This is a genomic window from Amycolatopsis sp. lyj-84 (assembly GCF_046549075.1).
Classification (GTDB): domain Bacteria; phylum Actinomycetota; class Actinomycetes; order Mycobacteriales; family Pseudonocardiaceae; genus Amycolatopsis.
The window spans coordinates 584255-610432 of record NZ_JAJPWO010000001.1; the positions used below are offsets into that span (position 1 = coordinate 584255).

A 26178-nucleotide genomic window follows, 5' to 3' on the forward strand; every position below is an offset into this window, starting at 1 on the left:
TTCTAAGCGGGAAAACCCGAACGGGCCGAGACGCCGAAGTCGGCGAGCACGGCCTGGCCGTTGATCGTCCGCGAACGCGCGGACGCGAGATAGAGCACCTGGTCGGCGACGTCTTCAGGAGCCTGCACCGGGAAGGCGGGATCGTCGAGAGCCTCGCCGAGATCGCCGCGCGCCATCGGGGTGTCGACCACCGACGGGCAGACGCAGTTGACCCGGACGCCGGGCAGATCGACCGCGAGCGCCCTGGTCATCGCGACCACGGCACCCTTCGAGGCGCAGTAGGGCACCATGCCGGGCGCGCTGGTGAACGCCGAGTCGCTGGCCAGCAGGACGACCGAGCCGTTCGCCGCGGTGAGCCACGGCGCGGCGTGTTTGACCAGCAGGAACTGGCCGGTGACGTTGACCGCCATCAGCTCGGTGAAGTCCGCCGCCGAGGTTTCGGCGACCGGTGTCCCCACCGGGCCGGAGATCCCGGCGCAGCCGACGACGACGTCGATCCCGCCGAACCGGGTGGCCACGGCGTCGACCGCGGCGGCCACCGACCGCTCGTCGGTCACGTCGGCGTGGACCGCCAGGAGGCCGTCGGCCAGGGTGGGCACGGGTGCCCGGTCGAGGGCGCCGACCCGCGCGCCTTCGGCCAGGAACGCCTGGACGCAGGCAAGGCCGATACCGGACGCCGCGCCGGTCACCAGCACGGCCTTGCCCGCGAGATCCAGTCGCATGGCGCCATCCTGCGGTCCGGGCCGCTCGCGGAGGTTGGCCGTCAGTGCATCCTTCTTGTCCGCAGCCGCACGACGGCCGCGCGGTCTTTTCAGTCGGGGGCGGACCGGCAAGACTGCGAAGTATGACCAGGCCGCATCCTCTCGACCCGCTGACCGCCGACGAACTCTCCGCAGGCCGCGAGATCCTGGCCGCCGAGGGCCTGCTCACCGCGACCACGCGGTTCCCGGCGGTACTGCCGGTCGAGCCGGACAAAGCCGACGCCGGTGCCGATCGGCGCGTCCAGTACACGCTCCTGGACACCGCGACCGGGCAGGCCCGCGACGTCGTCGTCTCGCTGACCAAGAGCGCGCTCGTCTCGTCCGAGGACTGCGGCGACGGTCAGCCCGCGTACCTGTTCGAGGAGTACGACCTCGCCGCGTCGATCACCAAGGCGTCGCCGGAATGGCAGGCCGCGATGGAGCGGCGTGGGCTCGCCGACCGGATCGAGCACGCCTTCTGCGCTCCCCTGGCGCCCGGTTTCTTCGGCAGGCCTGACGAAACCGGGCGGGTCATCCGGTCGCTGACGTTCCTGCGCGACGACGAGTCAGACAGCCCGTGGGCGCATCCGGTCGAGGGCCTGATCGTGCACATCAACCTGACCGAGCAGCGCGTGCTCCGGGTCGAGGACGAGGGCGACGTGCCCGTCCCGCCCGAGCACGGCCGCTACGGCGGTGTCCCGGCCCGCACCACCCTCAAGCCGATCGAGATCACCCAGCCCGAGGGCCCGAGTTTCACCGTCGACGGCCACGAGGTCACCTGGGAGGGCTGGAAACTCCGCGTCGGCTTCAACGCCCGCGAAGGCCTGACGCTGCACGAAATCAGCTTCCAGGACCGGTCGGTACTGCACCGCGCGTCGGTACCGGAGATGGTGGTGCCCTACGGCGACACCGCGCCCGGCCGGTTCTGGATCAGTTACTTCGACGCGGGCGAGTACCTGCTCGGCAAGAACGGCAACGACCTGCGGCTCGGCTGCGACTGCCTCGGCGTCATCCACTACTTCCCCGCGTTCGTCGCCGACGACCACGGCCGCCCGGTCGAGATCCCGCGCGCGATCTGCATGCACGAGGAGGACTACGGGATCCTGTGGAAGCACACGGATCTCGACGGCCGCGCCGAGGTGCGCCGCTCGCGGCGGCTGGTGATCTCGTCCATCTCCACCATCGGCAACTACGACTACGGTTTCTTCTGGTACCTCTACCTCGACGGCACCGTCGAACTGGAGGCGAAGGCCACCGGGATCGTGTTCGCCGGCGCCGCGCACTCCGGCACGAAACACCCGCACGCCAACGAGATCGCGCCCGGCCTGTTCGCGCCGGTGCACCAGCACCTGTTCTGCGCGCGGCTGGACGTGGCGATCGACGGCGAACGCAACTCGCTCGTCGAGATCGACGTCGAGCGGGTGCCGATGGGCGAGCAGAACCCGTACGGGAACGCCTTCACCTGGAAGGAAACCCCGCTGCGGACCGAACGGGAAGCGCAGCGCCACGCGGATCCGGCCAAGGCCCGTGTCTGGGAGATCCGCAGCTCGGAGCGGACCAACCGGCTCGGCTCCCCCACGGCGTATCAGCTCGTGCCCCGGCCCTCCGCGACGCTGATGGCGCAGCCGGAATCGAGTGTCCACCAGCGGGCGACCTTCGCCACCCGTCACCTGTGGGCGACGCCGTACCGCGCGGACGAGCGCTTCCCGGCGGGCGACCGGCCGAACGCGCATCCGGGCGGGGCTGGCCTGCCCGCCTGGACCGCCGCCGACCGGGACCTCACCGACACCGACCTCGTGCTGTGGCACGTCTTCGGCCCGACCCACATCCCGCGTCCGGAGGACTGGCCGGTCATGCCGGTCGACTACTCCGGTTTCACCTTGCGCCCCTACGGCTTCCTGGACCGAAACCCGGCCCTCGACCTGCCTTCCGGTGCAGCCGACGATCACTGTTCCGCCCACGAGCACTAGGACCTCGAATGCCCGAACTGACCCTGTCCGACACGTCCACCTGGCTGCCTCTGGACGGCCTCGCCCCCGGTTTCGACGCGAACAAGGCCCCCACGGTCGGCGACCTGCACGGCCGCACCTTCGAACTCGCCTGCGAAGACGGCACCAGGTTCACCGCGGGCTTCTCCGGCACCCGGATCGAGTGGACCTACCGCGGCACCGGCACCGACCGCTGCGAGACGTTCCTGGTCGACGACGACCTGTACTACGTCCAGTTCCACCCGCAGGCACGGCAGGAAGAGGCGTTCACCCTGCTGCTCGACCTGCGCCGCGGCCGCGCGCTCCTCGTGCTGAGCAAGATCGGTGACACCGCGCCCCGGGTCACGCAGACCTTCGTGGCCGCCACGATCGGCGGCATCGAGCCCAGCGGCGAATCGCTCGCCCCGACCACGTCGCTGGTCGGGCGCCGGGTGCTGTGGGTGTACAGCACCGCGCACGCTTACGAGCACGTGTACCTCAGCCCGCACTGGTACACCTGGCAGTGCCTGGCCGGGCCCGAGAAGGGACTCGCGGACACCGACGAGAACTCGGTCTACGAACTGCGGCCGGGTATCTACGTCTTCGCCTGGCGGGAGAAGGTGATCCCGTGCGCCTCCGTGACCGTCGCCGATCACCGCGACGCGAAGCGGCTGCGCTCGCACGGTGTCCTTTTCGGACTGGACGCCACCGGGAACACGCCCACCCACTTCACCTTCGGCGCGCACGGCAAGCTGCTGAGCACCACCGTGCACCCCGAGGCTTACGACCCCGCCGGGAGCTGAGCCTTGACCGCCGACCTCATCCTCACCAACGCCAAGGTGTACACAGTGGACGGTGCCCGGCCCTGGGCGTCGTCACTGGCGATCAAGGACGGCCGGGTGCTGTCCCTGGAGGACATCGAACGAGGCCCGAACACCGAGGTCGTCGACCTCGACGGCGCGTTCGTGATGCCCGGTCTGGTCGACGTGCACAACCATCACGCCCTCGCCGGGCGCTCGGCCCTGTTCGAGCTGAACTTCGGCCTCGACGCGGGCCTGGACGACATCCTCGCGGCGGTCCGCGCGCGGGCGGCCGGACTCGGCCCGGACGAGTGGGTGGTCGGCGGTGCCTGGGCGTCCACCCTGGTCAGCACCCTCTCGCGGTCTTCGGCCCGTCTCGCGCTCGACGAGGCCGCGGGCGGACGGCCGGTCATGCTCTCCGACGACAGCAGGCACAACCGCTGGGTGAGCAGCCGGGCACTGGAGCTGGCGGACGTCACCGCTTCGACGCCCGATCCGGCGGGCGGGGAGATCGTCCGCGACCCTTCGACCGGCGAACCCGTCGGCGTCCTGCTCGAGGCGGCGGGTGTGCCCGTCGAGCGGGCGCTCAGCGAGACGCGGACCCTCACCGCGGAGCAGCACGTCGCGGCGTCGCGGCACGGGATCGGCACCCTGCATTCGTACGGGGTCACCGCGTTCCAGGACGCCGGGGTCTCCGCGGACATCCTGGGCGCACTGAAATCCCTCGACGACGCGGGCGAACTGCGCGCGTGGGTCGTGTCGTCGCTGCTGATCAACGACCCGATCTTCGGTTTCGACCCGATCGGCGCGCCGCTGCTGGAGGTCGCCGGGCAGTACCGCAGCGAACACCACCGGCCGGACTTCGTGAAGATCTTCCTCGACGGTGTCCCGCCGACGCGGACCGCCGCCTTCCTGGAGCCGTACCTTCCGGACGACGCCCACGGCGCCTGTCATCACGGCGCCACCACCATGCCGGGCGACGAGCTCGTGGGCTGGCTGCGCACCGCGGCCGCGGCGGGGCTCTCGGCCAAGGTCCACTGCACCGGGGACGCGTCGGTGCGCGCGACGCTGGACGCCGTCGAGAAGGTCCGCGCCGAGGGCTTCACCGAGGCGCGGTTCCAGGTCGCGCACGGCCAGTTCGTCCACCCCGACGACCTGCCGCGCTTCGCCGCGCTGGGGGTCGCCGCGGACATCTCGCCGTTCCTGTGGGTCCCCGGGGTCATCCCGGCGGCCATCGCCGAGGTCCTGCCCGGCGAGCGGGCGGGACGGATGCAGCCGAACCGGTCGCTGCTGGACGAGGGCGCGCTGGTCGCGGGCGGTTCGGACTGGCCGGTCAGCGAGTCCCCGAACGCGTGGGAGGGCATCCACGGCCTGGTGACCCGCCGGGACCCGACCGGCGCCTTCCCCGGGGCGCTGTGGCCGGAGCAGGCGATCACGCTGGCCGAAGCGGTCGAGGTCTTCACCCTCGCCGCCGCCCGCGCGATGGGACTGGGCGACGTCACGGGTTCGCTGGTCCCCGGGAAGTCGGCCGATTTCGTCGTCCTGGACCGCGATCCGTTCCAAACCGATCCTTCCGCGCTCGTCAAGACAAAGGTGACGCAAACGTGGTTCGCCGGGCACCGCGTGTATCACCGCGCCTGATCTCCTACACTGGTAGAAGAACCAGTGTGGGAGGTCTGCCGATGCCGAAGATCATCGACCACGACGAGCGGCGAAGTCACATCGTCGACGTCACCTGGGATTTGATCACCCAGGGCGGGATCGAGGCCGCCACCATGCGCGAGATCGCGGCCGCGGCCGGCTTCGCCAACGGTGCGCTCAAGCTGTACTTCCCCAGCAAGGAAGACATCATCCAGGCCACCTACGAACGCGCGCTCGGCATGATGCGCGAGTACGTGGAACTGGACGAACTGCGCGGGCTGGTCGCGCTCCGGGAGCTGTGCGTCTCGTCGATGCCGATCGACGAGGACCGCATCGCCGCGGGGCGCGTCCTGCTCACCTTCTGGCAGCTTTCGCTGACGAACCCGAAGCTGCAGGACAAGTATCTGGAGCACATCCGCTCGTGGCGGGGCCTGCTGCACCGGTATCTGGCCGAGGGCCGGGAGGACGGCGACATCGTCACCGAGACGCCCGACGAGCAGCTGGTCGACGAGGTCGTCCTGATCAACGCCGGGGCGAACGTGATGAGCCTGGTCGCCGGGGAGTTCTCGACGATCGCTTTGCAGGGGCAGCACCTCGAGTCGTTCTTCGCGCGCCTGGCCCGCCCCTGAGCTGAAGGGGACTTTCCCCGCATCCGACGCGACGAAGGGCGCTTTCCCCGCATCACATGCGGGGAAAGCGCCCTTCAGCTCTTACTGGTCGCGGCCGAACACCCGGGTCAGGAAGCTCGCCACGTGCGCGTGCGAGCGCGGCGAAGCCGGGAGATCGGTGTACAGGCCGTAGAAACCGTGGATCTGCCCCGAATACCTGGTCATCTCCACCCGTGTCCCGGCGTCGGTCAGGCGCCGCGCGAACTCCTCCCCCTCGTCCCGCAGGACGTCGTACTCGGCGGTCAGCACCAGCGCCGGCGGGAGCCCCGTCAGGTCCGAGGCCCGCAGCGGCAGCAGGTACGGATCGTTCAGCTGCCCGGGATCCGACACGTACTGATCGAAGAAGAACCGCATCGCCCCGGCCGTCATGCCGAACCCCTCGGCGAAGTCCGTGTAGGACCGGAAGCCGTCGTCCGGGTGACCGTAGACCGGGCAGATCAGCACCTGCGCGGCCAGCGGCGGGCCGCTTCGGTCGCGGGACATCATCGAGACCACCGTCGACAGGTTGCCGCCGGCGCTCTCCCCGCCGATCGCGATCCGCCCGGCGTCCACCGCGTCCCCGGCGCCGCCCGAAGCGAGCCATTCGACGACGGCGTAGCAGTCGTCCGGGGCCGCCGGGAACGGGTGCTCGGGCGCGAGCCGGTAGTCCACCGCCACGACGGCGACCTTCGCCGCGTTGCACACCGCGCGCGACGCGACCTCGTTCTCGTCGATCGAGCCGATCGTCCACCCGCCGCCGTGGATCCACACGAAAGCCGGGACCGCCCCGGCGGCGTCAGGCAGGTAAAGCCGCACCCGGACGCCTGAGGGCAGGACGTGATCGGTGACCGAGGCGACCTCTTCGACCGTTTCGGGAGCCTGCCACGAAGCGGCGAAAGCGGCACGCAACTCGGCGGCCGTCGGTGGAAAGGCGGGCGCTTCGGGCGGCTCGCTGCGGGCGAGCAGCTCCTTGACGGCGGGATCGAGGGTCACGGTCACACCGCTTCCGCGACGAGCACCCGCGGGCTGCCCGGCAGCGCGAGCCGGTCGGTGACCCGCCAGCCCGCCTCCGTCAGCCATTCCCGGACCTCGGCCTCCGGGTAGACGACCGTCCCGTCGATCACCAGGTACTCCCCCGCGTGCAGCGCGTCGATCGGGCGCTGGTGCTCGTCGTCGTCGAGGAAGAAGTCGAGCAGCAGCAGACTCGCCCCCGGCGCCGCGGCCGCGCGGGCGTTGCGCAGGATCTCCGCGTTCTGCTTCGCGTCGAAGCGATGCACGACGTGGTTGACCATCACCAGGTCGAACTCGCCCTCGGGACGCGCGGTGGGCGTCTCCGCCCCGACGACGGTCGCCCGGTCCGCGAGACCCGCCAGGGCCGCCGCGGTGGTGACCGACTCGGTGAAGCCCGGGTCGAAGACGAACGTCGTGCGCAGTTCTTCGTTGGCCTTCATGGCTTCGACCGCGAACGCGCTCGACAGGCCGCCGAGGTCGAGCAGCTTCCGGTGGGGACCGAAATCGAACGCGCCGGCCAGCATCTTGGCGTGCAGGGCGTTGTAGGTCATCACGCCGGACATGAACGTGCCCCAGCGCGCGTCGTCCATTTCCAGTTTCCCGGGCTCGCCGCTGTCGGCCGTGTGACCGAACTGCAACCAATGCGGGTAGCTGATCGTGTCCAGGAAGGTCAGGAACGGCGCCAGATCGAGCTCACCGCCGCCGAGGTACTCCGCCGCGTCGGCGGCCAGCTCGTACCGTCCGTCCACACGGGACAACAGGCCGAGTGATGACATGGCGTCACCGAGGATGCGCGTGATCTTCTCCGGTTTGCCGGTCTTCCCGGCCAGCTCGGACGCCGTCAACGGCCCGGCGGCGAGCGCGGTGAACAGGCCGATCCGGCTCGCCGCGAAGAGTTGCTTGGCCGCCATGTACCCCACGGCGATGTCCACGATCCGCTCGGGACCGGCAGTCTTGGTCGACCCGCTCACGGGTGCCCTCCTTAGCTCGTTTCCGCCGAGAGTCTACAGATGTAGACAAAAGAATCCAGCGCAAGTTTTCGCCCACTGCCAGGCAAAACCTGCCGGATATCAACTTCCTACATTCGTAGAATATACCCATTGACAGTGCCGTCCCCCAGTGTCAACATGCGTAGAACTACCCCCGCCGGAGGCCCGTTCCCCGGCTGTGCGGTCCGCTTCGGGCGGGCTCGGGAAAGGGGATTCATGACCCTGCTCGAATTACGAGAACTGACCGTCGGTGTGATCGCCGACGAAACCGAACGCGAACTGGTCCGCGAACTTTCGTTCGACCTCGAACAAGGCCGGACACTCTGCGTGGTCGGCGAATCCGGCAGCGGTAAAACGGTGACGGCCTTGTCGATCATCCGGTTGCTGGAGTTCGTCGCGCCGGTGTTCACCCGCGGTGAGATCACCGTCGACGGCGTGGATCTCACGCGCCTCTCCGCCGACGAAATGCGCGCCTACCGCGGCCCGCGGATCGGGATGATCTTCCAGGAGGCACTGGATTCGCTCAATCCGAGCCAACGGGTCGGCAAGCAGCTGATCGAGGCCTACCGCAAGCCCGGTTCCTTGCCGCGACAGGCCGCGCGCAAGGGCACGCCGTTGCACCGCGAGGCCGAAGCGAAGGCGCGCGGACTGCTGCAGGAGGTCGGGCTCACCGACACCGACCGGGTGCTTTCCCTGTACCCGCACCAGATGTCGGGCGGGATGCAGCAGCGCGTGATGATCGCGCTGGCCCTGATGGCCGACCCCGGCCTGCTCATCGCCGACGAGCCGACCACGGCCTTGGACGTGACCACGCAGGCGGAGATCCTCACCCTGTTCGACCGCGTCCGCCGCGACCACGGCACCGCGTGCGTCTTCATCACGCACGACATGGGCGTCGCCGCGCAGGTGGCGGACCGGATCGCGGTGATGTACCGCGGCGAACTGGTCGAGCTCGGGTCCAAAGAGGACATTCTGCACGCGCCGAAGCATCCCTACACCAAGGCGCTGCTCGACTGCGTCCCGAAGCTCGGGGTGAGCAGGCGCGACGGCTTCCCCACCATCTCCGAAGCACTGCTCGAAGCCGCGATGAACGGCGATTCGGCGGTCGCGACCGAGACCCGGCCCCTGAACCGCGCCAAGGCGGACAACGCGGGTGAAGGCACCGCGCTCGTGATCGACTCGGTGTCCAAAGTGTACGGACGCCGCAGCCGGTTCTCCCTGAGCCGCGAATCCGAGGTGCACGCGGTCAAGGACGTCTCGCTGGAGATCGCGCCCGGCGAGTTCTTCGGCCTGGTCGGGGAATCAGGTTCGGGCAAGACGACACTCGGCCGCCTGGTGAGCGCGCTGGAGACCCCGACCGAAGGCACCATCACCTTCGGCGAGCACCGGTGCACCCAGTCCGGGCTCGACGGCGACGAGCGCTCCTTCCGCCGCCGCGCGCAGCTCATCTTCCAGGACCCGCAGAGTTCGCTCGATCCCCGGCACACCGCCGCCCGGATCATCGCCGAACCGCTGCGGGAGCTCACCGGCCTGCGCGGCGCCGAACTCGACCGCCGGGTGACCGAGCTGATCGACGAGGTCGGTCTCCCCTCGGACACCGCGAAGAAACTGCCCTCGCAGCTCTCCGGCGGACAACGGCAGCGTGTCTCGATCGCCCGCGCGATCGCCGCCGAACCCGACCTCATCGTCGCCGACGAGCCCACCTCCGCGCTCGACGTCTCGGTGCAGGGCCAGGTGATGAACCTGCTGCTCGAACTGCGGCGAACCCGTGCGCTCAGCTTCCTGTTCATCACGCACAACCTCAGCCTGGTGCTCTCGGTCGCCGACCGCGTCGGCGTGATGTACCGGGGCGAACTGATCGAAATCGGTGACCCGGACGAGATCCGGCTTCGCGCCCGCCACGACTACACCCGCCGTCTCCTCGCGGCGAACCCCGAACTGCCCGCCCACCCCCACACTGGAGTGCGGAACCCATGAGACGAACCCTGACCTCGGCCGCCCTCGGCTTGGCGACCGTCCTGCTGCTCAGCTCGTGTATGGGAGGGCAGGCAGGCGGTGGCGCCGCCGACGGTCCCCCGAAGCCCGGCGGCAACCTGAACGTCGCGGTGCCGACCGACCCGCAGTCGCTCGACATGGTCGCGAACCCCGGCCAGGTGACCGCCCACATCGGCAACATGATGTACGAGAAGCTGTTCGAAGTGGACCGCGGCTTCACCGCCCGGCCCATGCTGGTCGAGGACTTCACCACCAGCCCGGACAGGCTCACCTACACCTTCAAGCTGCGCCAGGGCGTCACCTTCCACGACGGGAACGCGCTGACGTCCGAGGACGTCGTGGCGAGTCTCAAGCGCTGGCAGCAGGTGCACCGCACCGGCCAGCTGGTCACCCCGGACATCGAGGCGATCACGCCGACCGACCCGGCGACGGTGACCATCAAGCTCAAGCAGCCGCGCTACCCGCTGATCAACGAGCTCGCAGGCGCGGGCACGGAGATCTACGAGGCGAAGAACCTCACGGGCGTCGCGCCGACCGGTTTCGCCCAGGACAAGGCGATCGGCACCGGGCCGTACAAGCTGAAGAGCTGGGACATCGGCCGTGAACTGGTGCTGGAGCGGTACTCCGGCTACAAGTCCCGGACCGAGGAGGACTGGGGCGGCCAGGCGGGCGCCAAGCACGCGTACCTGGACACCGTGACCTACAAGGTGGTCTCCGACCAGGACGCGCTGATCAACGGCCTGCAGACCGGGCAGTGGGACCACATCATGCCCACCAACGACCAGTACGAGACGCTGCGCAACAACCCGGCCGTGGTCGTGCACAACCTCCCCGGCGGCAATGACAACGTCGTGATCCCGAACTTCAACACCGGTTCGAAGTTCGCCGACCCCCGGGCCCGCGAGGCGCTGAACCTGTTGCTGGACAAGCCCGCGATCAACGCGGCCACCGGCGGCAGCAAGGACCTCACCCTCGAGACCGGGGCCTTCGCCTCGCCGGACAACAAGCAGTTCTATTCCACCGCCGGCGAAGAGGTCTACAAGAAGCACGACCCGGAGAAGGCCAAGCAGCTGCTGGCCGAGGTCGGCATCACCGCGGGCGCGACGATCCGCATCGTCACCACGAACTCGTACCCGGAGTTCGGCAAGTGGGCCGTGCTGATCCAGGACAGCCTGTCGAAGATCGGCATCAACACCAAGATCGACACCTTCGACTTCGCCACCATGCTCGGCACGCTGACCAAGGAACCGGGCGGCTGGGACATCACCACGCTGTTCTTCGACTCGGCGCTGACCTCGCCCGCGCAGATGCCCGCGCTCACCCTGGGCACGCTGAACGGTTCGTCCTCGCCCGAGCTCGACGGGCTCATGGCGGAGTTCAACGCCTCGACGACGCCCGAGCAGGCGAAAGCGGTGGTGGACAAGCTCCAGGGGTTCACCTGGAAGCAGCTGTCGGTGATCACCTTGAGCCAGTCCAAGCTGTACGCGGCCTACTCCCCCAAGCTCAAGGGCTACGGCGACTTCTACCGCGTCTTCTGGAACACCTGGCTGGCATCATGACCGGTCTGCTGCTGCGCAGGCTGCGCGATCTGGTGATCATCCTGGTGATCGTCGGGACGATGATGTTCTTCGTCATCCGGCTGATCCCCGGCGACCCGGCGCAGGCCATCCTCGGCCCGACCGCACGACCGTCCGATGTGGACGCCCTGCGGGAGAGCATGGGGCTGAACGGACCACTGTGGGAGCAATACCTCAGCTGGGCCGGGAACGTGCTGCACGGCGACTTCGGGACGTCGATCACCTATCACGCGCCGGTGCTCGGCGTGGTCGCCGACCACATCCTGCCGACGCTTACCCTCGCCGTGCTGTCGACGGTGATCAGCTTCTTCCTCTCCGTCGCGATCACGTCCTGGCAGGCGGTGTCGCCGCGCAACCCGGTGGCGCGGGCGCTGGACCGGCTCTCCGCGCTCGGCATGGCGATGCCGGACTTCTGGATCTCGCTGATGCTCGTGCTGGTGTTCTCAGTGACGCTGCGCTGGTTCCCCTCCAGCGGTTACGAAAACCTGTTCACCGACCCGGCGACGGCGGTGCCCGCGCTGGTGCTCCCGCTGACCGTGCTGGTCATCGGGCAGACCGCGTTGTTCGTGCTGACGCTGCGCGAGAGCCTGCTCGGCGAGCTGCCGCTGGCGTACCTGCGCACCGCGAGGGTCAAGGGGCTGTCCGAGCGGCAGGTGATGACCAAGCACGTCCTGCCGAACGCGCTGATGCCGCTGATCACCCAGCTGGGCAGCAACTTCGCCATGCTGGTCGGCGGGATCGTGATCATCGAATCCATCTTCGTCGTGCCGGGGCTGGGCCATCTGCTGATGGGTGCGGTGTCCACTCGCGACTTCCCGTTGATCCAGGGTGTGACGCTGTTCGTCGCGGTGCTGTTCGTGTTGGTCAACCTCCTGGTGGACCTGTCGTACGCGCTGCTCGATCCGAAGGTGCGTGTCTCGTGAGCGTGGCTCTGGTGGAAAAGACGTCCCCGGTGCGTGAAGCGCCCTCGGCCGGTCGCGCGGCCAAGCTGTTCCGGCGCAACCGGATGCTGGTCATCACCACCGCGCTGCTGGCGCTGATCGTCCTGACCGTGATCGTGCTGCCGTTCTTCCTGCCGAGCGTCAGCGCGACCGACCCGGTCAACCGGCTGCTGCCGCCGTCGTCCGCGCATCTGCTCGGCACGGACTCGTTCGGGCGCGACGTGCTCGCCCGGCTGGTGTCCGGTGGCCGGGCGTCGCTCGGGCTGTCCGCCTTGATCACCCTCTGCGCGGCCTTCACCGGCCTGGTGATCGGGCTGATCAGCGGGTTCTTCCGTGCGGCCGACGCGGTGCTGATGCGCTTGATGGACGCCTGGATGTCGTTCCCGGCGATCATCCTCGCGATGGCGCTGGCGATCTCGCTCGGCGCGAGCATCTGGACCGAGTTGATCGCGCTGACGGTGATCTTCACGCCGTTCACCGCCCGGGTCATCCGCAGCCGGGTGCTCGGGATCGCGGGCCGTGCCTACATCGGCGCGGCGCGGGTCTCGGGGATGAGCAAGTGGAAGATCCTCGTCGTCCACGTGTTCCCGAACGTGCTGCCGCTGGCGCTGGTGCAGGTGGTCATCCTGTCCGCGGCGGCGATGCTGGTGGACGGCGCGATGAGCTTCCTCGGCCTCGGTATCGCTCCCCCGACCCCGACCTGGGGCAACATGATCGCCGAGGGCCGGTCGTACCTGGTGCAGGCGCCCTGGCTGGTGATCGCGCCCGGCGTGACGATCATGGTGTGCGTCTTCCTGCTGAACCTCATCGGATCGTCGCTGCGCATCGCCGTCGACGCCCGCGCGCGGACGCTGAGCGAAATGCAGCGTCTGCGCACCCGACGTCCCTCCGGCAGCTGAGAAAGGATTCCCTTTGTCTGCCACTACTTCTCTGGCCGTGCGCCGGTTCGTTCCGCAAACCGTCTCGGGACCGCCGGTCCTGCTGGTGCACGGATTCGCCTCCGACGGGCACACCGACTGGATCACCACGGGATGGCCCGCCGCACTCACCGCCGCGGGCCGCGAGGTGCTCGTTCCCGACCTTCCCGGGCACGGCTCCAGCCCCGCTCCCGCGGGCTCGCTGGGTGCCGTCGCGATCACCGGCGAACTGACCCGGCTCGTCTCGGGTCTGTCCGAAGTGGACGTCGTCGGCTATTCGCTCGGTGCCCGGCTGGCTTGGGAACTGCCAGCGCAGGCGCCGGTCCGGCGGCTGGTGCTGGCCGGAGTGAGCCCGTTCGAACCGTTCGGTGCCGTCGACGTCGCGGCGGCGCTGGCGTTCGCCGACGGCGGGAAGGCGCCCGCGGATCCGCTGACGGGAATGATCGCGCACATGATCACCGCGCCGGGACGCAATCCGGCCGCGCTCGCCCGGTGCATCGAAGACCTGCGTGCCGAGCCTTTCTCGCCGGTGGCGGGTGCGGTCTCGGTGCCGACGCGGTTCGTGGCGGGTACCGACGATCCGATCAGCCAGGGCATCGAGACTCTCGCCGAGCTGGTGCCCGGGGCTTCGCTGGTGCGGGTGCCCGGGGATCACGGCGGCGCTTTGCGGGGGCCGGAGTTCAAGGCGGCCGTGCTGGAGTTCCTCGGCTGACGCTCCGCTCGCGCGCGCTATGAAAGGCCCGTTACTTGCAAATTTTGCAAGTAACGGGCCTTTCATAGCACCACCGACAGCCCTCAGAAGGTCCCATCGGCGGCGACCGAGCGGTCCAGCCAGAGATCTTCGAGAGCCGCCCGCACCTCCGCACCGTGCGCGGAAGCCAACTCGACAGCGCCCAAGTTGTCCTCCAGTTGCGCCAGCCGGCTCACGCCGAACAGCACGTTCGCCACCGGCTCGTAGGCGAGACAAAACGCGAGAGACAGCTGCGAAGGACTCACCCCGAAGTCCCCGGCCACCTCGGCGACACGCGAGGCGGCGTCCCGGATCGACTCCCGGATCCCGCCCGGATCCGCGCCGATCTTGCGCTCCGGGGTCTTGCCGAGCAGCACGCCGCCCTCGAAGATGTCCGACGCCTGCAAGGTCAGCCGTCCGGACTCGAAATGCGCGCCATAGAACGGACCTTCGGCCATGGAACGCCGCGCGACGCTGTACTTCAGCTGCGCGAACGAGGGTGCCGGAAGTCCTTCGCGAGAGGCGAATTCCAGCGCGCGATCGAGATCCGACGCGAGCCAGTTGTTCACGCCCCAGACGTCGAAGCGACCGACGCGGATCTGCTCCGCGACCTCGGTGACGATCCGCGGGATGTCCTGGTCCCCGAAGTAGTCGCCGACCACGACGGCTTCCGCGTGGACGACGCCGATCCGGTCGAACGAGGTCGCGAGCTGCTCGGCGAATCCGGTGTTCGGGTAGTCCCAGAGCCAGAGTTTCCCGCACAGCTGGTACTCGTCGCGGTGGATCCCGGCGGCCCGGATCGCCTCGCCGAAGAGGATGTCCGTGCGCGACTGTTCGGAATGCGGTCCCATGTTGTAGTGGGCCACGTCGAACAGCGTGACCCCCGCGTCGATCGCGCGCCGGATCAGGCGCACGGCGTCGTCGAAGTCCATGCGGTCCCAGGTGTTCCAGGAGCCGAGGCCCAGCGCCGAAGTGGCGAAGCCCAGTCCGTTCTGTTTCTCGTGCACGAGTTTTCCTTTCGCTGGCAACGGAAACAAGTTTTAGTCTACGATTGTAGAATGAACAAGAGACTCGTAGTGGTGACCGGCGGTGCCAGTGGCATCGGCCGCGGTGTCGCCGAAGCCTTCCAGTCCGCGGGCGACCGCGTGGTCATCGCCGACGTCGACGCGCGCGCGGCCCACGACCTGGCGGATGAGCTCGGCGCGGAGCACGTCGAACTCGACATCTCCGATCCGGGATCGGTCGACGCGGCGCTGGCGCTGATCACCGGACGGTTCGGCGCGGTGGACGTCCTGGTCAACAACGCAGGCCTCGCCGGCGGCGGCGGCCCGTTGGTGGGACTGGACATCGGCGTCTTCGATCTGTGCATGCGGGTGAATTTCCGCGGCACCTTCCTGATGACCCGCGCGGTCGGCGCGCACATGCTCGAGGCGGGCACCCGCGGTTCCATCGTCAACATCACCTCCATCGGCGCCCGGCAGCCGACCCCCGGGCTCGGCCATTACGAGGCCACCAAGGCCGCTGTCGAGGCCCTCACCCGCTCGGCGGCGCTCGAACTGGCCCCGCACGGCATCCGGGTCAACGCCGTCGCGCCCGGCCCGGTGCTCACGCCGATGACCGCCGGTTTCGCCTCGGACACCGCGGCCCGCGCGGCGTGGGAAGCGAGGATCCCGTTGGGGACCATCGCTTCCGTCGCCGACGTGGTGCCGTCAGTCCTGTTCCTCGCCTCCGCCGACGCCGGCCATCTCACCGGGGTGAGCCTCCAGGTCGACGGCGGGCAACTGCTCACCTGAGTACACGACGCGGCCGCCGGACACGGTGAGTTCGACACCGACGTCCGGCAGGTCCGCGAACGCGACCTCGAGCGGATTCGCCGCCAGCACGCAGAAGTCGGCGACCCGGCCCACGGTCAGCGATCCCTTCCAGTCCGCCGCCCCGTCCTGCTCGGCGGCCGCGACCGTGTAGCAGCGCAGCAGCCGGGCCATCAGCGTGGGGTCCACATCGGACACTTCCAGCATCCGGGCGGCCGCGGCGATGTGCACCCGCCAGTCCGGGGTGACCACCGGCGCGTCACTGCTCAGGGTCAGCGGGACGCCGGAGTCCAGCATCTCCGCCAGCGGCCAGGCGCGGGCACCGACTTCCGCGCCGAGTGCGTCCGACAGCATTCCGCGCATCGCCACCGCGATCGCGGGCTGCGTGGTCAGGCCGACCCCTTCGGAAGCCATCCGCGCCAGCTGATCCACCGTCACCAGGTCCCCGTGCACCAGGTGGTCACCCCGGCGGAGCGAGCCGAGCGCGGCTTCGATGCTCCGGTCGCCCGTGGCGTGCACGGCGACCACCATCCCGGCTTCGTGGGCGAGGCGAATCATCGCGACGAGGTTGCCCGCGCGCCCCGGGTCGTCATCGCCGTCGACGAGCAGCACGCCGTGGGAACCGTCGGCGTAGCAGTGATGCGTCCACGCGGACCGCATCGGCGGGATGCCGTCGGCGAAGATCTTCACGCCGGGCACGTTGAGCCACAACGGATCCGCGGACGGCGACGGCGTGGCCAGCCCGCGTTCGAAGTCCGTCAGGGAGCTCGCTCCGTCGAGCAGGCCGAACAGCCGCAGCGCGGTCACCCTCGCCCGCAGAAGTCCTTCCCGGGCGAGCGCCGCGTATTCCTCCAGCACCTCGGCGCCGAAGCAACCCGTTTCGCCGGGACCCAGACCGGGCTCGGTGTAGCTGGTGATGCCGAGTGACGCGCACAGGTCACCCGCGCGGAGGATGGCGGCCCGTCGTTCGGCCGCACTGCGCACCGTTTTCTCTTCTCCCCCGGTGAATCCCGCACCACCGATGAGCGTGTCCGGCCACCGGGCACCCAGCCAGGTCGCATGGAGGTGCGCGTCGTTGATACCCGGCAAAACGGTTCTGCCCGCCAGGTCGATCACCTCGGTCTCCGGACCGACGTGATCCAGGGAGACATCGCCGAGGGCGACGATCCGGTCGTCGCGGACCGCCATCGCCGACACGACGGTGCCCGCCGGGTCGAAAGTGAGCACGGGACCGCCGCGAACCACGAGCGATGCGGGACGAATACGTTGCGACGGCATGCTTTCCTCCAGGATCTGGACTTTTTCTCCTACGACTGTAGACTAAAAAGATGGTCAACAGAACCGAAGCGGCGGTGCTCACCGAACACGGCTCCGCGCTCACCTTGCGGGAACTACCGCTGCCGGAAGAGCCGGAACCGGGCGCCGCGCTGGTCCGGATCACCTGCACCACCCTGTGCGGCACCGACGTGCACATCTGGTCCGGCCAGATGACCTTCCCCGGCATGCTCCCGATGGTGCTGGGACACGAAATGGTCGGCGAGGTGGTGGCCGCCGGACCGGGCACCACCGACACCCTCGGCCGCGAGATCACCGAGGGCGCCCGCATCGGCTGGTCCGAATCGACCTGCGGAAAGTGTTACGGCTGCACGATCCTGCGCGAACCGGTCGCCTGCGAGAAGCGCGGCTACGGCTTCCTCCAGCGTTCCGACGTCTTCCCGTACGCCACGGGCGGTCTCGTCCGGTACTGCTACGTGACCCCCGGCGCGGCCAAGCTCCTGCTCCCGGACGACGTCAAGGACACCTGGGCCTCGATGTCGGGCTGCGCGGGCAAGACCGTGCTGCGGGCCGTCTCGCGCTCGGGCGGGATCCGTCCCGGTGCGACGGTCGTCGTCCAGGGCGCCGGCGCGCTGGGCGTGTTCGCCACCGCCGTCGCCCGGATCTCCGGCGCGGGTGACGTCATCACCATCGGCGGGCCCGCCGACCGGCTGGAGACCGCCGAACGCTTCGGGGCGACAGCGACGATCCCGGTCGACGGCAGCGCAGAAGAGCGCGTCGAGCGGGTCAAGGAACTCACCGGCGGCCGGGGCGCCGACCACGTCTTCGACTTCGCGGGCGGGCCCACTATCGGCGAGGAGGCCGTCGCGTTCGCGGCGCAGCGCGGGACGATCGCGATCGTCGGTTCCACCGGCCCCGTACCCTCCCCCGTGGCGCTGGGCACCGTGATGGGCAAGGAACTCACGGTCGTCGGCTCCCTCAACGGCGACATCGCCGATTACCACCGCTCGGTGGACTTCTTCCGCACCTTCGCCGATCGGCTGCCCTGGGACGACCTGTTCAGCGCACCAGTCGGCCTTTCCGAAGCGTCCAAGAGCGTCGAGTCGATGTCGCGGCTCGGCGAACTCAAAGCCGTCATCGATCCCCGTCTTCCCTAGGAGACCCCATGCCTGTCATCCCCCAGCGCCGCATCGGCCGCGACGGCCCGCTCACCGGCGTGCTCTCGCTCGGCTCCTGGCACACCTACGACCGGATGGACTTCCGCGAGGCGGTGACCCTGGTCCGCACCGCGGTCGATTCCGGGATCACGCTCTTCGACGTCGGTGTCTACGGTTTCCCCGGCGCCACCCCGGTCTACACCGACGTGCTGTTCTCCGCCATGGTCCGCGCGGCCGGGATCAAGCGCGAGGACTACCTGCTTTCGGCCAAGCTCTGGCTGGAGGGCTACCCGGAGTACAACCTTCGCGACCAACTGGACAACGCGCTGTTCCGCGCGGGCGTCGAGCACGCGGATCTGGTGGTGCTGGGCGATCTCCGGCGCGAAGACACCGATCTGCACCGGCTCGTCCTGGATCTGAACGAACTCCGCGAGGCCGGGCTCATCCGGCAGTGGGGCGTGAACAACTGGTCCGCCGGCGCGATCAAGGCCCTCCACGACTTCGCGGCGGCGGAGAACGTGCCCGGCCCCGCCATCGCGCAACTGAAATACAGCGTCGCCCGGCGGTCCATTCCGGACGGTGAACCCTTCAAGCAGATCTTCGGCGAACTCGGGGTCACGCTGCAGTCCTCGGACATCTTCGAAGGCGGGATCCTGCTGGGCAAGAACAGCGGCGCGCGGCAGGTCGGCCGCGACCCCGGCGACATCCGCGAGCGCATCGCCGCCTCCGCCCCGGAACTCGCGAAGATCGCGACCGAACTGGGGACGACACCGGCGCAGCTGTGCCTGGCCTTCACCCTCACCCACCCCGCCAACACGACGACGCTCTTCGGCGCGACCAGCACCGCGCAGCTCGAAGACAACCTGGGCGCTGTCGACCTCGTCGAACGCGTGGGCGCAGAAGAACTTCGCGGACTCGTCGAGCCGTACTGGGCCGACCGCGACATCGTCGACCCGGAGGGACCGTGACAGCCTTCGATCCCGAACTCGCCGAAGCGCTCGTCGGCGTGCCGTCCGGACCGCCGCTGAGCGCCGAGTCCCTGGCGGGAATGCGGCAAGCCATGGCCGAGATGAACCTGAGTTGCGCCGAGGCGATCGGGGACCGGGATCTCGTCTGGGAAGACCGCACCGTGCCCGGCACCGACGTGGTCGTGACCGTCGTCAAACCGCGGAATGCCCAGGGCGCACCGGGGTTCTACAACATCCACGGCGGCGGCATGGTGCTGGACAACCGGTTCGCCGACCTGCCCCGCATGGTCGCGCTGGTCGAGGAATTCGGCTTCGTCGCGGTGACCGTGGACTACCGGCTCGCCCCCGAGCATCCGCATCCGGCGCCCATCGAGGACTGCTACGCGGGCTTGACCTGGATGGTCGAGAACGCCGCCGAACTCGGCTTCGATCCCGCGCGGCTGATCGTCGGCGGCGGGAGCGCGGGCGGCGGGCTAAGTGCCGGAATCGCCCTACTGGCAAGGGATCGTGGCGGACCGGCACTGGCAGGGCAGCTGCTGCTGTGCCCGATGATCGACAGCCGCAACGACTCCGCGTCCACGAAGGAATTCGCGGAACGCGGGGTCTGGAGCCGGGAAGCCAACGAGTTCGGCTGGCGATCACTCCTGAATGGACAGACATCGCCGTACGCGGTCCCCTCGACCGCGACCGATCTCACCGGGCTCCCGCCCGCTTTCATCGAGGTCGGTGCGGCCGAGATCTTCCGCGACGAGGACGTCGACTACGCGCGCCGCCTCTGGCGAGCGGGTGTGCCCACCGAACTGCACGTCTGGGCGGGCGCGTACCACGGTTTCGACCGGTTCGCCCCGGACAGCGAAGTGGCCCGGGCGGCGCGCGCCACCCGGGCCTCCTGGCTGCGCCGCACTATCGGCCGAGCATGAACCGAGCGGCCTGCTCGCCGACCAGCACCGCCGGCGCGTTGGTGTTGCCCGTGGTCACCCGCGGCAGCACCGACGCGTCGGCGATCCGGAGCCCGCTCAGTCCGTGCACGGCGAGTTCCGGATCGACCACGGACTCCGCGTCGGTCCCCATCCGGCAGGTCCCGACCTGGTGGTGGTAGGTGATGGCGGTCCGCCGGACGTACTCGCGGACGTCGGTGTCGGGCCCGGGGTACAGCTCGCGGGCACCCCACTCTTCCGCCAGGGCGGCCGCCCGGCCGATCTCCCGGCACTGTTCCACCGACGCGACCAGGCTCTCGAAGTCGGCCGGGTCTTCCAGCGCGGCGAGGTCGATCAGCGGCTCGTCGAGCGGGCTCGGCCCCGAAAGCCGGAGACTGCCCCGGCTGCGCGGCGTCACCAGGCCCGCCATCAGCGAGAACCCGGTTTCCGGGCCGGTCATCCACGATTCGTACATCGGCACGCTGAAGTGGATCGGCTGGGTGTCGGGCACCGCCAGCCCGGGACGGCTGCGCCAGAACAGATGGGTCTGCGTGACCGAGCGGCCGGGCGCGGGCGGCTCGACCTCACGCCGGTCGGTCGCGAAGATGACCGGGGACAGCAGGTGGTCGTGCAGATTCTTCCCGACTCCGGGTAGCTCGGCGACGACGTCGATGGCGTGCACCTCCAACTCGTCCACGGGGCCGATACCGCTGCGGAGCAGGATCGCGGGCGAGGCCAGGGCCCCGGCGGCGAGTACGACCTCGTCGGCGAAGACCTTCCGCAGTTCGCCGTCGATCTCCGCCAGCACCCCGGTCACCTTGGTGCCCTCGATCAGCAGCCGGTGCACCAGCGCTCCCGTGTGGACGGTCATCCGCTCGGCCGCGGGCTGCCCGTACGCGAGCCAGGTGTTGAGCCGCTTGCCGTCCCGCGTGGTGACACGCTGCACCGAGACCCCGTCGAGCTCGTCGCCGTTGTAGTCCGGGTTGAACGGGAGACCGGCCTGCACCGCCGCGTCCACAATGGACTGCTGGATCGGGTGCAGCGGCTCGTTCGGGACGACGTCGAGCAGATCCTTCTCGATCCGCTCGAACACCGGGCGCACGTCGTCCCACCGCCAGCCGGGCAGGTCCCAGCCGTCGTAGTCGGCGGGGGCGCCGCGTACCCAGATCATCGCGTTGAGCGCGTGCGACCCGCCGAGCACCTTGCCGCGCGGCAGGTGCAGCCGCCGGTTCGCCGCGTGCGGCTGCGGCACCGTGTAGTAGTCCCAGTCCTCCGGACCGTGCCACAGCTCTCCGGCCCGCGAAGGGTCGTGAATGGCCGGGTTGGTGTCCGGCCCGCCCGCTTCGAGCAGGGTGACCCACGCCCCGGAGTCGGCCAGTCTCCTGGCGACCACCGAACCGGCCGAACCCGCTCCTACCACGATGACGTCCATGTCCCCCACCCTCGCAAGTCGGGACCCGGTGCGGCGGATTCGGTTCGCTGGCCGACAATCGGCGTGCCCTGGCGGGCAAGACCGAAGAGCGCGTGGCGCCCGATACTCGATCACACACCGGTCGAGGAGGAGCTAGCCATGGCCACACGCCTGTTCATCGACGGACAGTGGACCGCCGCCGGAGGCGGATCCCTGCCGACGTACGATCCGGCCACCGGCCAGGTGATCGAGGACGTCGGCACCGCGTCGGCCGCCGACGTCGACGCCGCCGTCGGTGCCGCCCGCAAGGCATTGGACGACCCCGCCTGGGCGGGGCTGCTGCCCGTCCAGCGAGCCGCGCTGCTGTTCAAGCTGGCGGCACTGGTCGACACGCACCACGAAGAGCTGGCCGCGCTCGAAACGCGCGACCAGGGCCAGCCGATCGGCATCTCCCGCCAGGTCAGCGTCACCGGCGCGGCCGAGCACCTGCGGTACTTCGCGGGCTGGGTGACCAAGATCCAGGGCACCACCAACCCGGTGTCCTTCCCGGACACCCTGCACTACACCCGCCGCGAGCCGGTCGGGGTCAACGCGCTGATCACGCCGTGGAACTTCCCGCTGATGATCCTGGTGTGGAAGCTGGCGCCCGCACTGGCCACCGGCAACACCGTGGTGATCAAGCCCAGCGAGGTCACGCCGCTGACCAGCATCCGGCTGGTGGAACTGGTGGACGAGGCCGGGTTCCCGCCGGGCGTGGTCAACCTGGTCACCGGCGACGGCGCGGTGGGCGCGCTCCTGAGCGGGCACGGCGATGTCGACCACCTGTCCTACACCGGGTCGACCGCGGTCGGGAAGCTGATCACGGCGGCGAGCGCGGAGTCCAACCTCAAACGGCTCACCCTCGAACTCGGCGGGAAGGCGCCCAGCATCATCGCGGGCGACGCCGACATCGACGCCGCCGTCGCGGGCAACCTCGCGGGCGCGACACTGAACAGCGGTCAGGTCTGCGCCGCGTACACCCGGTTCTTCGTGGACCGCAAACGCGAGCAGGAGTTCGTCGCGAAACTGGCCGCCGGGCTCGAGGGGCTCAAGCTGGGGCCAGGTCTCGACGAGTCCACCCAGCTCGGGCCCCTGGTGTCCGCGAAGCACCGCGAGCACGTGGACTTCCTCGTCTCGACCGGCCGTGAGCAGGGCGCGGAGCTGGTCACCGGCGGCCAGGCCGTCGACCGTGAAGGCTACTTCTACTCGCCGACGCTCTTCGCCGGTGTCGCCGACGACATGACGATCATGCGCGAAGAGATCTTCGGGCCGGTCCTCGCCGTCACCGCCTACGACGATCAGGACGAACTGCTGGCGCGCGCGAACGACACCGAGTACGGGCTCGCGGCCACCGTGTGGACCCGCGACCTCGGCGTCGCGCACCGGTTCGCCAACGGCATCCGGGCGGGCGCGGTGTTCGTCAACATGCCGCCTATCCCCGACATGGCCGCGCCGTGGGGCGGGTACAAGGCGTCGGGCTGGGGGCGTGAGATGGGTCCGTGGGCGATCGACGCGTACACGGAGATCAAATCCGTCTGGCTGCACTACTCGTGACCGCAGGCGACGCGGTGAACTCGACCGCGATGAGCAAGTCGCAGATCGCCTATCACTGGATCAAGGCGCGGATCGACGACGGCACCTTCTCCCCCGGCTACCGCCTCGTGTTCGGGCAGATCGCGCAGGAACTCGGGGTCAGCACCGTGCCCGTGCGCGAGGCGGTCCGGCGACTGGAGGCCGAGGGGCTGGTGACCTACGAGCACAACATCGGCGCGCAGGTCGCGATGGCCGACGAGAGCGACTACCAGCACACCATGCAGACGCTCGCGCTGGTCGAGGGCTACGCCGCCGCCTTGGCCGCGCCGTCCTTGCCCGGCAAGGCACTCGACGAGGCCAAGGGGATCAACGCGGAACTGACCGCCTGCCTCGACAACTTCGAGCCGTCGCGGTTCACCGCGCTGAACCGCGACTTCCACCGCGTCCTGTTCGGCACCTGTCCCAACCCCCAGGTGCTCGACCTGGTCAACCGCGGTTGGAACCGGCTGGCCGGGCTGCGCACCTCGACGTTCAGCTTCGTGCCCGGTCGCGCGCACGAATCCGTGCAGGAGCACCAGAACATCCTCGACCTGTTCGACCGGAGCGCACCGGCCGGGGAGATCGAACTGGCCGTGCGCGAGCACCGATTGACCACGTTGGAGACGTTCATGGCCTGGAGGCATCCCTAGGACGGCACGGTCTCCGGCGGCGGGAATGCGTAGAAGCGCACGGAAAGCTCCTTCTCGCCCGCCGCCGGACGCCGCCGCCGGTGGCAGTACCGGTTGATCAGCTCGCGGTATTCCGTGTCCAGTTCGCGGAACTCCTCTTCGGTCAGCCGCGCCGAGGTCCGCTGAGCCGTCGACCACGGGCCGAACTCGTCGCGGTGCTCGGCGGCCCAGGACAGCAGCGCGACCTCGTTCGCGTACTTCGCGTCGAGGAACGCGGTGACCCGCTCCCGGTCGGCGCCTTCGTAGTCGTCCGGCTTCGGCTCGCGCAGGTCCTGCGGGATCGCGATCCAGTTCCCTTTCCGGTCACGGCGCACGAAGCCGTTGTCCTGCAACGTCTTCAGGCATTCCGCGACATCGGCTCGCTCGAGGCCCGTCCTGCGCGCCACCTCGTCGGTGCCGGCGGGAAGCTCGCGGGTGACCTGCTGGTATCGCCGGTCCTCCCGCATCGCGATGTCGCTCAACGTCACCGATCGTCGCGGCATCGCCTCGCTCAGCAGCCGTCGCGCGGCGAGGGCCAGCACCACGGCGACCGGGATCTCGACGAAGACGGCGAGAGCGACACTGGCCCACCGCTCGGCCGACGTCCAGCCGAGCATGACGTCGAACCACGCGTCGCAGCACAGCATCGCGGCCGTCGCCGAAAGCAGCGGGACGGCCGCCCGGCGGCGGCGCAAGCCCAGCCAGGCCCCGGCGGCGAAGCAGAGCAAGAGGGCGACGTCGAATCCGACCCAGGCCGCGCGCCACTGGCCGGTGTCGTACCGGTCGGGCAGCGTGTGGGCGAGGTAGACGGTCCAGGGCACGAGGCAGACCGCCGTGCCGGCGAGGAGGGCCAGCAGCATGCGTCGGATCATGATCATGAGGTTAGGGGCGGGCGTCTTCGGGGACATCCGGGCTTTCCCCGGGTCCGGTCTCAGGGTCGCCCGACCGGACCAACTTGGCGGAAACGCCGACTTCTTCGCTCGAGCCTGGTCAGAATCGGTCCATGCGATCGAAAACGCTCGTCCTCGCCGCGATCGTCGCACTGTCGGCCGGTCTCGCCGGACCGGCCACCGCCTCGGCCTCCGGGCCGCGGCTGGAGGATTCCCGGGCCTGCCCGCACGACGCGCGATTCACCTGTTCGACGTTGACCGTGCCGCTCGACCATCGCGGCCGCACACCCGGCACGCTGAAACTCCAGGTCGCCACCGCGAACAACACGAACGCGCCCAAGGGGGTGCTGCTGTTCCTCACCGGCGGCCCCGGGCAGCCCGGCGTGCCCTTCAGCACGAGGGTGTCAGACCGGATGCCGGAGGTGTTCAAGGACCACCGCCTGGTGATGATCGACCAGCGCGGCACCGGCGCGAACGCCCTCGACTGCCCGGAACTGCAGGCCCAGGTCGGCAGCTCGGACATCGAACCGCCGACCCGCGCGGCCGTCGACGGCTGTGCCGCCGTGCTCGGCACCAAGGCCCGGTTCTACGGCAGCGACTCGACGATCGCCGACCTCGACCTGCTCCGCCGGGCCCTGGGTGCGCGGAAAATGGTGGTGGACGGCGTCTCCTACGGTTCGCTGACCGCGGCGCGGTACGCCGTCGCGCATCCGCGCAACGTCGCGAAGGTGATCCTCGATTCGGTTCTCCCCCACCACGCGACGGTCGGCCAGTCGCTGTACCTCCAAGCGCTGAAGGCGACCGCGCGGGTGCTGCGCAGTGCGTGCGCCAAGCCGCCCGCGTGCGGATCCGATCCGGCCGAGGACCTCGCGTGGCTCGTCCGGAACCGGGACACCGCGGCCGGTGTCGCGCTGTTCGACATGATCGTCACCTACGAATTCGTCGATCCGAGCTATCGGGACCCCTCGGTGATGGGGACCGACCTGATCACCGCGCTGCGCACCGCGCGCGGTGGTGACACCGCGAAACTCGACTCGCTGCTGCGGAACCTCGCCTCCGGCGGCGACCCGCTCGCCTCCTTCAGCTCCGGACTGCACGCGGCGACGCTGTGCGCCGACATGCGGTTCCCCTGGGGCGACGCCGGAACGCAGGGCTTCGTCCGCGAGCCGCTGCTGAAACTGGCCGAGAAACGCTTGAGCGCGCGGGAAACGTGGCCGTTCAGCCCAGCCGTCGCGACCGGACAGGGATTCATCCAGACCTGCCTGCCTTGGCCAGTCGAGCCGCCGAGCTCGAACCCTGGCGGGAAACTCCCGGACGTCCCGGTGCTGCTGCTCAACGGCGACCACGACCTGTCCACGCCGATGGAGTGGGCGTACGAGGAGGCGAAGGTCGCTCCACGCGGGAAGGTCGTGATCGTCGAGGGAGCGGCGCATTCGATCCAGAACCGCGAGCCGGGTGACGCGGGGCGGAAGGCCGTGGCGGAGTTCCTCGCCGGGTGAGCCGTGCTCGCTCTCG

General features: G+C 69.5%; 23 protein-coding genes. 16 read left to right on the forward strand and 7 right to left on the reverse strand.

The window, feature by feature from the left end; genetic code table 11:
• Positions 1-2: 2 nt before the first annotated feature.
• Complete coding sequence (locus ACLJRM_RS03045) at positions 3-722, reverse strand: SDR family NAD(P)-dependent oxidoreductase (RefSeq protein WP_101608217.1); 720 nt, start codon at positions 720-722, stop codon at positions 3-5.
• A 122-nt stretch (positions 723-844) separates the two neighbouring features.
• Between ACLJRM_RS03045 and ACLJRM_RS03050 the strand changes: the two genes are divergently transcribed.
• The 4 genes from ACLJRM_RS03050 to ACLJRM_RS03065 are packed head-to-tail and all read left to right on the forward strand — an operon-like array spanning position 845 to position 5777.
• A complete protein-coding gene (locus ACLJRM_RS03050) occupies positions 845-2710 on the forward strand; it encodes a primary-amine oxidase (protein WP_410662181.1) in 1866 nt (621 codons plus the stop codon).
• A gap of 8 nt (positions 2711-2718) precedes the next feature.
• Positions 2719-3510, forward strand: coding sequence for a molybdenum cofactor biosynthesis F family protein (locus ACLJRM_RS03055; protein ID WP_410662182.1), 792 nt, complete (start codon positions 2719-2721; stop codon positions 3508-3510).
• 3 nt (positions 3511-3513) lie between these two features.
• Positions 3514-5148 carry an amidohydrolase gene (locus ACLJRM_RS03060; protein WP_410662183.1) on the forward strand — a complete coding sequence of 545 codons (1635 nt, stop codon included), beginning with the start codon at positions 3514-3516 and terminating at the stop codon, positions 5146-5148.
• Positions 5149-5189: 41 nt separating this feature from the next.
• Entirely contained in the window at positions 5190-5777 is a 588-nt protein-coding gene (locus tag ACLJRM_RS03065) for a TetR/AcrR family transcriptional regulator (protein ID WP_410598685.1), read from the forward strand.
• An 81-nt stretch (positions 5778-5858) separates the two neighbouring features.
• Here the strand turns inward: ACLJRM_RS03065 and ACLJRM_RS03070 are convergent, their stop codons facing one another.
• Complete coding sequence (locus ACLJRM_RS03070) at positions 5859-6794, reverse strand: alpha/beta hydrolase (RefSeq protein ID WP_410662184.1); 936 nt, start codon at positions 6792-6794, stop codon at positions 5859-5861.
• Positions 6791-7777, reverse strand: a complete 987-nt coding sequence (locus tag ACLJRM_RS03075; protein ID WP_410662185.1) for a methyltransferase — start codon at positions 7775-7777, stop codon at positions 6791-6793. Before ACLJRM_RS03075 ends, ACLJRM_RS03070 begins: the two co-directional genes overlap by 4 nt.
• 234 nt (positions 7778-8011) lie before the next feature.
• On the opposite strand from ACLJRM_RS03075, the gene ACLJRM_RS03080 reads away from it, so the two are divergent.
• The 5 genes from ACLJRM_RS03080 to ACLJRM_RS03100 are packed head-to-tail and all read left to right on the forward strand — an operon-like array spanning position 8012 to position 13937.
• Complete coding sequence (locus tag ACLJRM_RS03080) at positions 8012-9772, forward strand: dipeptide ABC transporter ATP-binding protein (RefSeq protein WP_410662186.1); 1761 nt, start codon at positions 8012-8014, stop codon at positions 9770-9772.
• Complete coding sequence (locus ACLJRM_RS03085; protein ID WP_410662187.1) at positions 9769-11349, forward strand: ABC transporter substrate-binding protein; 1581 nt, start codon at positions 9769-9771, stop codon at positions 11347-11349. The genes ACLJRM_RS03080 and ACLJRM_RS03085 overlap by 4 nt, the downstream gene beginning before the upstream one ends.
• On the forward strand, positions 11346-12290 hold the full coding sequence (locus ACLJRM_RS03090) for an ABC transporter permease (RefSeq protein WP_020636398.1): 945 nt from the start codon (positions 11346-11348) through the stop codon (positions 12288-12290). Before ACLJRM_RS03085 ends, ACLJRM_RS03090 begins: the two co-directional genes overlap by 4 nt.
• Entirely contained in the window at positions 12287-13207 is a 921-nt protein-coding gene (locus ACLJRM_RS03095; RefSeq protein WP_101608227.1) for an ABC transporter permease, read from the forward strand. Before ACLJRM_RS03090 ends, ACLJRM_RS03095 begins: the two co-directional genes overlap by 4 nt.
• A gap of 31 nt (positions 13208-13238) precedes the next feature.
• Positions 13239-13937 carry an alpha/beta fold hydrolase gene (locus ACLJRM_RS03100; RefSeq protein ID WP_101613224.1) on the forward strand — a complete coding sequence of 233 codons (699 nt, stop codon included), beginning with the start codon at positions 13239-13241 and terminating at the stop codon, positions 13935-13937.
• 83 nt (positions 13938-14020) lie between these two features.
• Here ACLJRM_RS03100 and ACLJRM_RS03105 read toward each other — a convergent pair whose 3' ends face one another.
• Positions 14021-14962 carry an aldo/keto reductase gene (locus tag ACLJRM_RS03105; RefSeq protein ID WP_410662188.1) on the reverse strand — a complete coding sequence of 314 codons (942 nt, stop codon included), beginning with the start codon at positions 14960-14962 and terminating at the stop codon, positions 14021-14023.
• A 69-nt stretch (positions 14963-15031) separates the two neighbouring features.
• On the opposite strand from ACLJRM_RS03105, the gene ACLJRM_RS03110 reads away from it, so the two are divergent.
• Entirely contained in the window at positions 15032-15748 is a 717-nt protein-coding gene (locus ACLJRM_RS03110; protein WP_101608229.1) for an SDR family NAD(P)-dependent oxidoreductase, read from the forward strand.
• Here the strand turns inward: ACLJRM_RS03110 and ACLJRM_RS03115 are convergent.
• Positions 15665-17044 (reverse strand): amidohydrolase, encoded by a 1380-nt coding sequence (locus ACLJRM_RS03115; RefSeq protein ID WP_410662189.1) that lies wholly within the window; start codon positions 17042-17044, stop codon positions 15665-15667. The genes ACLJRM_RS03110 and ACLJRM_RS03115 overlap by 84 nt on opposite strands.
• A 50-nt stretch (positions 17045-17094) precedes the next feature.
• On the opposite strand from ACLJRM_RS03115, the gene ACLJRM_RS03120 reads away from it, so the two are divergent.
• Genes ACLJRM_RS03120 through ACLJRM_RS03130 form a run of 3 tightly spaced genes read left to right on the forward strand, consistent with a single transcriptional unit; the run spans position 17095 to position 20086 of the window.
• Entirely contained in the window at positions 17095-18198 is a 1104-nt protein-coding gene (locus tag ACLJRM_RS03120; protein WP_410662190.1) for a zinc-binding dehydrogenase, read from the forward strand.
• 8 nt (positions 18199-18206) lie between these two features.
• Positions 18207-19166 carry an aldo/keto reductase gene (locus tag ACLJRM_RS03125; protein WP_410662191.1) on the forward strand — a complete coding sequence of 320 codons (960 nt, stop codon included), beginning with the start codon at positions 18207-18209 and terminating at the stop codon, positions 19164-19166.
• Positions 19163-20086: an alpha/beta hydrolase gene (locus tag ACLJRM_RS03130; protein WP_410662192.1), complete on the forward strand. Its 924-nt coding sequence runs from the start codon at positions 19163-19165 to the stop codon at positions 20084-20086. Before ACLJRM_RS03125 ends, ACLJRM_RS03130 begins: the two co-directional genes overlap by 4 nt.
• On the opposite strand, the gene ACLJRM_RS03135 is transcribed toward ACLJRM_RS03130, so the two are convergent.
• Positions 20070-21515, reverse strand: a complete 1446-nt coding sequence (locus ACLJRM_RS03135; protein ID WP_410662193.1) for a GMC family oxidoreductase — start codon at positions 21513-21515, stop codon at positions 20070-20072. The genes ACLJRM_RS03130 and ACLJRM_RS03135 overlap by 17 nt on opposite strands.
• 138 nt (positions 21516-21653) lie before the next feature.
• On the opposite strand from ACLJRM_RS03135, the gene ACLJRM_RS03140 reads away from it, so the two are divergent.
• Positions 21654-23087, forward strand: a complete 1434-nt coding sequence (locus tag ACLJRM_RS03140; RefSeq protein ID WP_101608235.1) for an aldehyde dehydrogenase family protein — start codon at positions 21654-21656, stop codon at positions 23085-23087.
• Positions 23084-23755: a GntR family transcriptional regulator gene (locus tag ACLJRM_RS03145; protein WP_410662194.1), complete on the forward strand. Its 672-nt coding sequence runs from the start codon at positions 23084-23086 to the stop codon at positions 23753-23755. Before ACLJRM_RS03140 ends, ACLJRM_RS03145 begins: the two co-directional genes overlap by 4 nt.
• Here ACLJRM_RS03145 and ACLJRM_RS03150 read toward each other — a convergent pair.
• Positions 23752-24645 carry a helix-turn-helix domain-containing protein gene (locus ACLJRM_RS03150; protein ID WP_233223147.1) on the reverse strand — a complete coding sequence of 298 codons (894 nt, stop codon included), beginning with the start codon at positions 24643-24645 and terminating at the stop codon, positions 23752-23754. The genes ACLJRM_RS03145 and ACLJRM_RS03150 overlap by 4 nt on opposite strands.
• 131 nt (positions 24646-24776) lie before the next feature.
• On the opposite strand from ACLJRM_RS03150, the gene ACLJRM_RS03155 reads away from it, so the two are divergent.
• Positions 24777-26162: an alpha/beta fold hydrolase gene (locus ACLJRM_RS03155; RefSeq protein WP_410662195.1), complete on the forward strand. Its 1386-nt coding sequence runs from the start codon at positions 24777-24779 to the stop codon at positions 26160-26162.
• Positions 26163-26178: the final 16 nt, after the last annotated feature.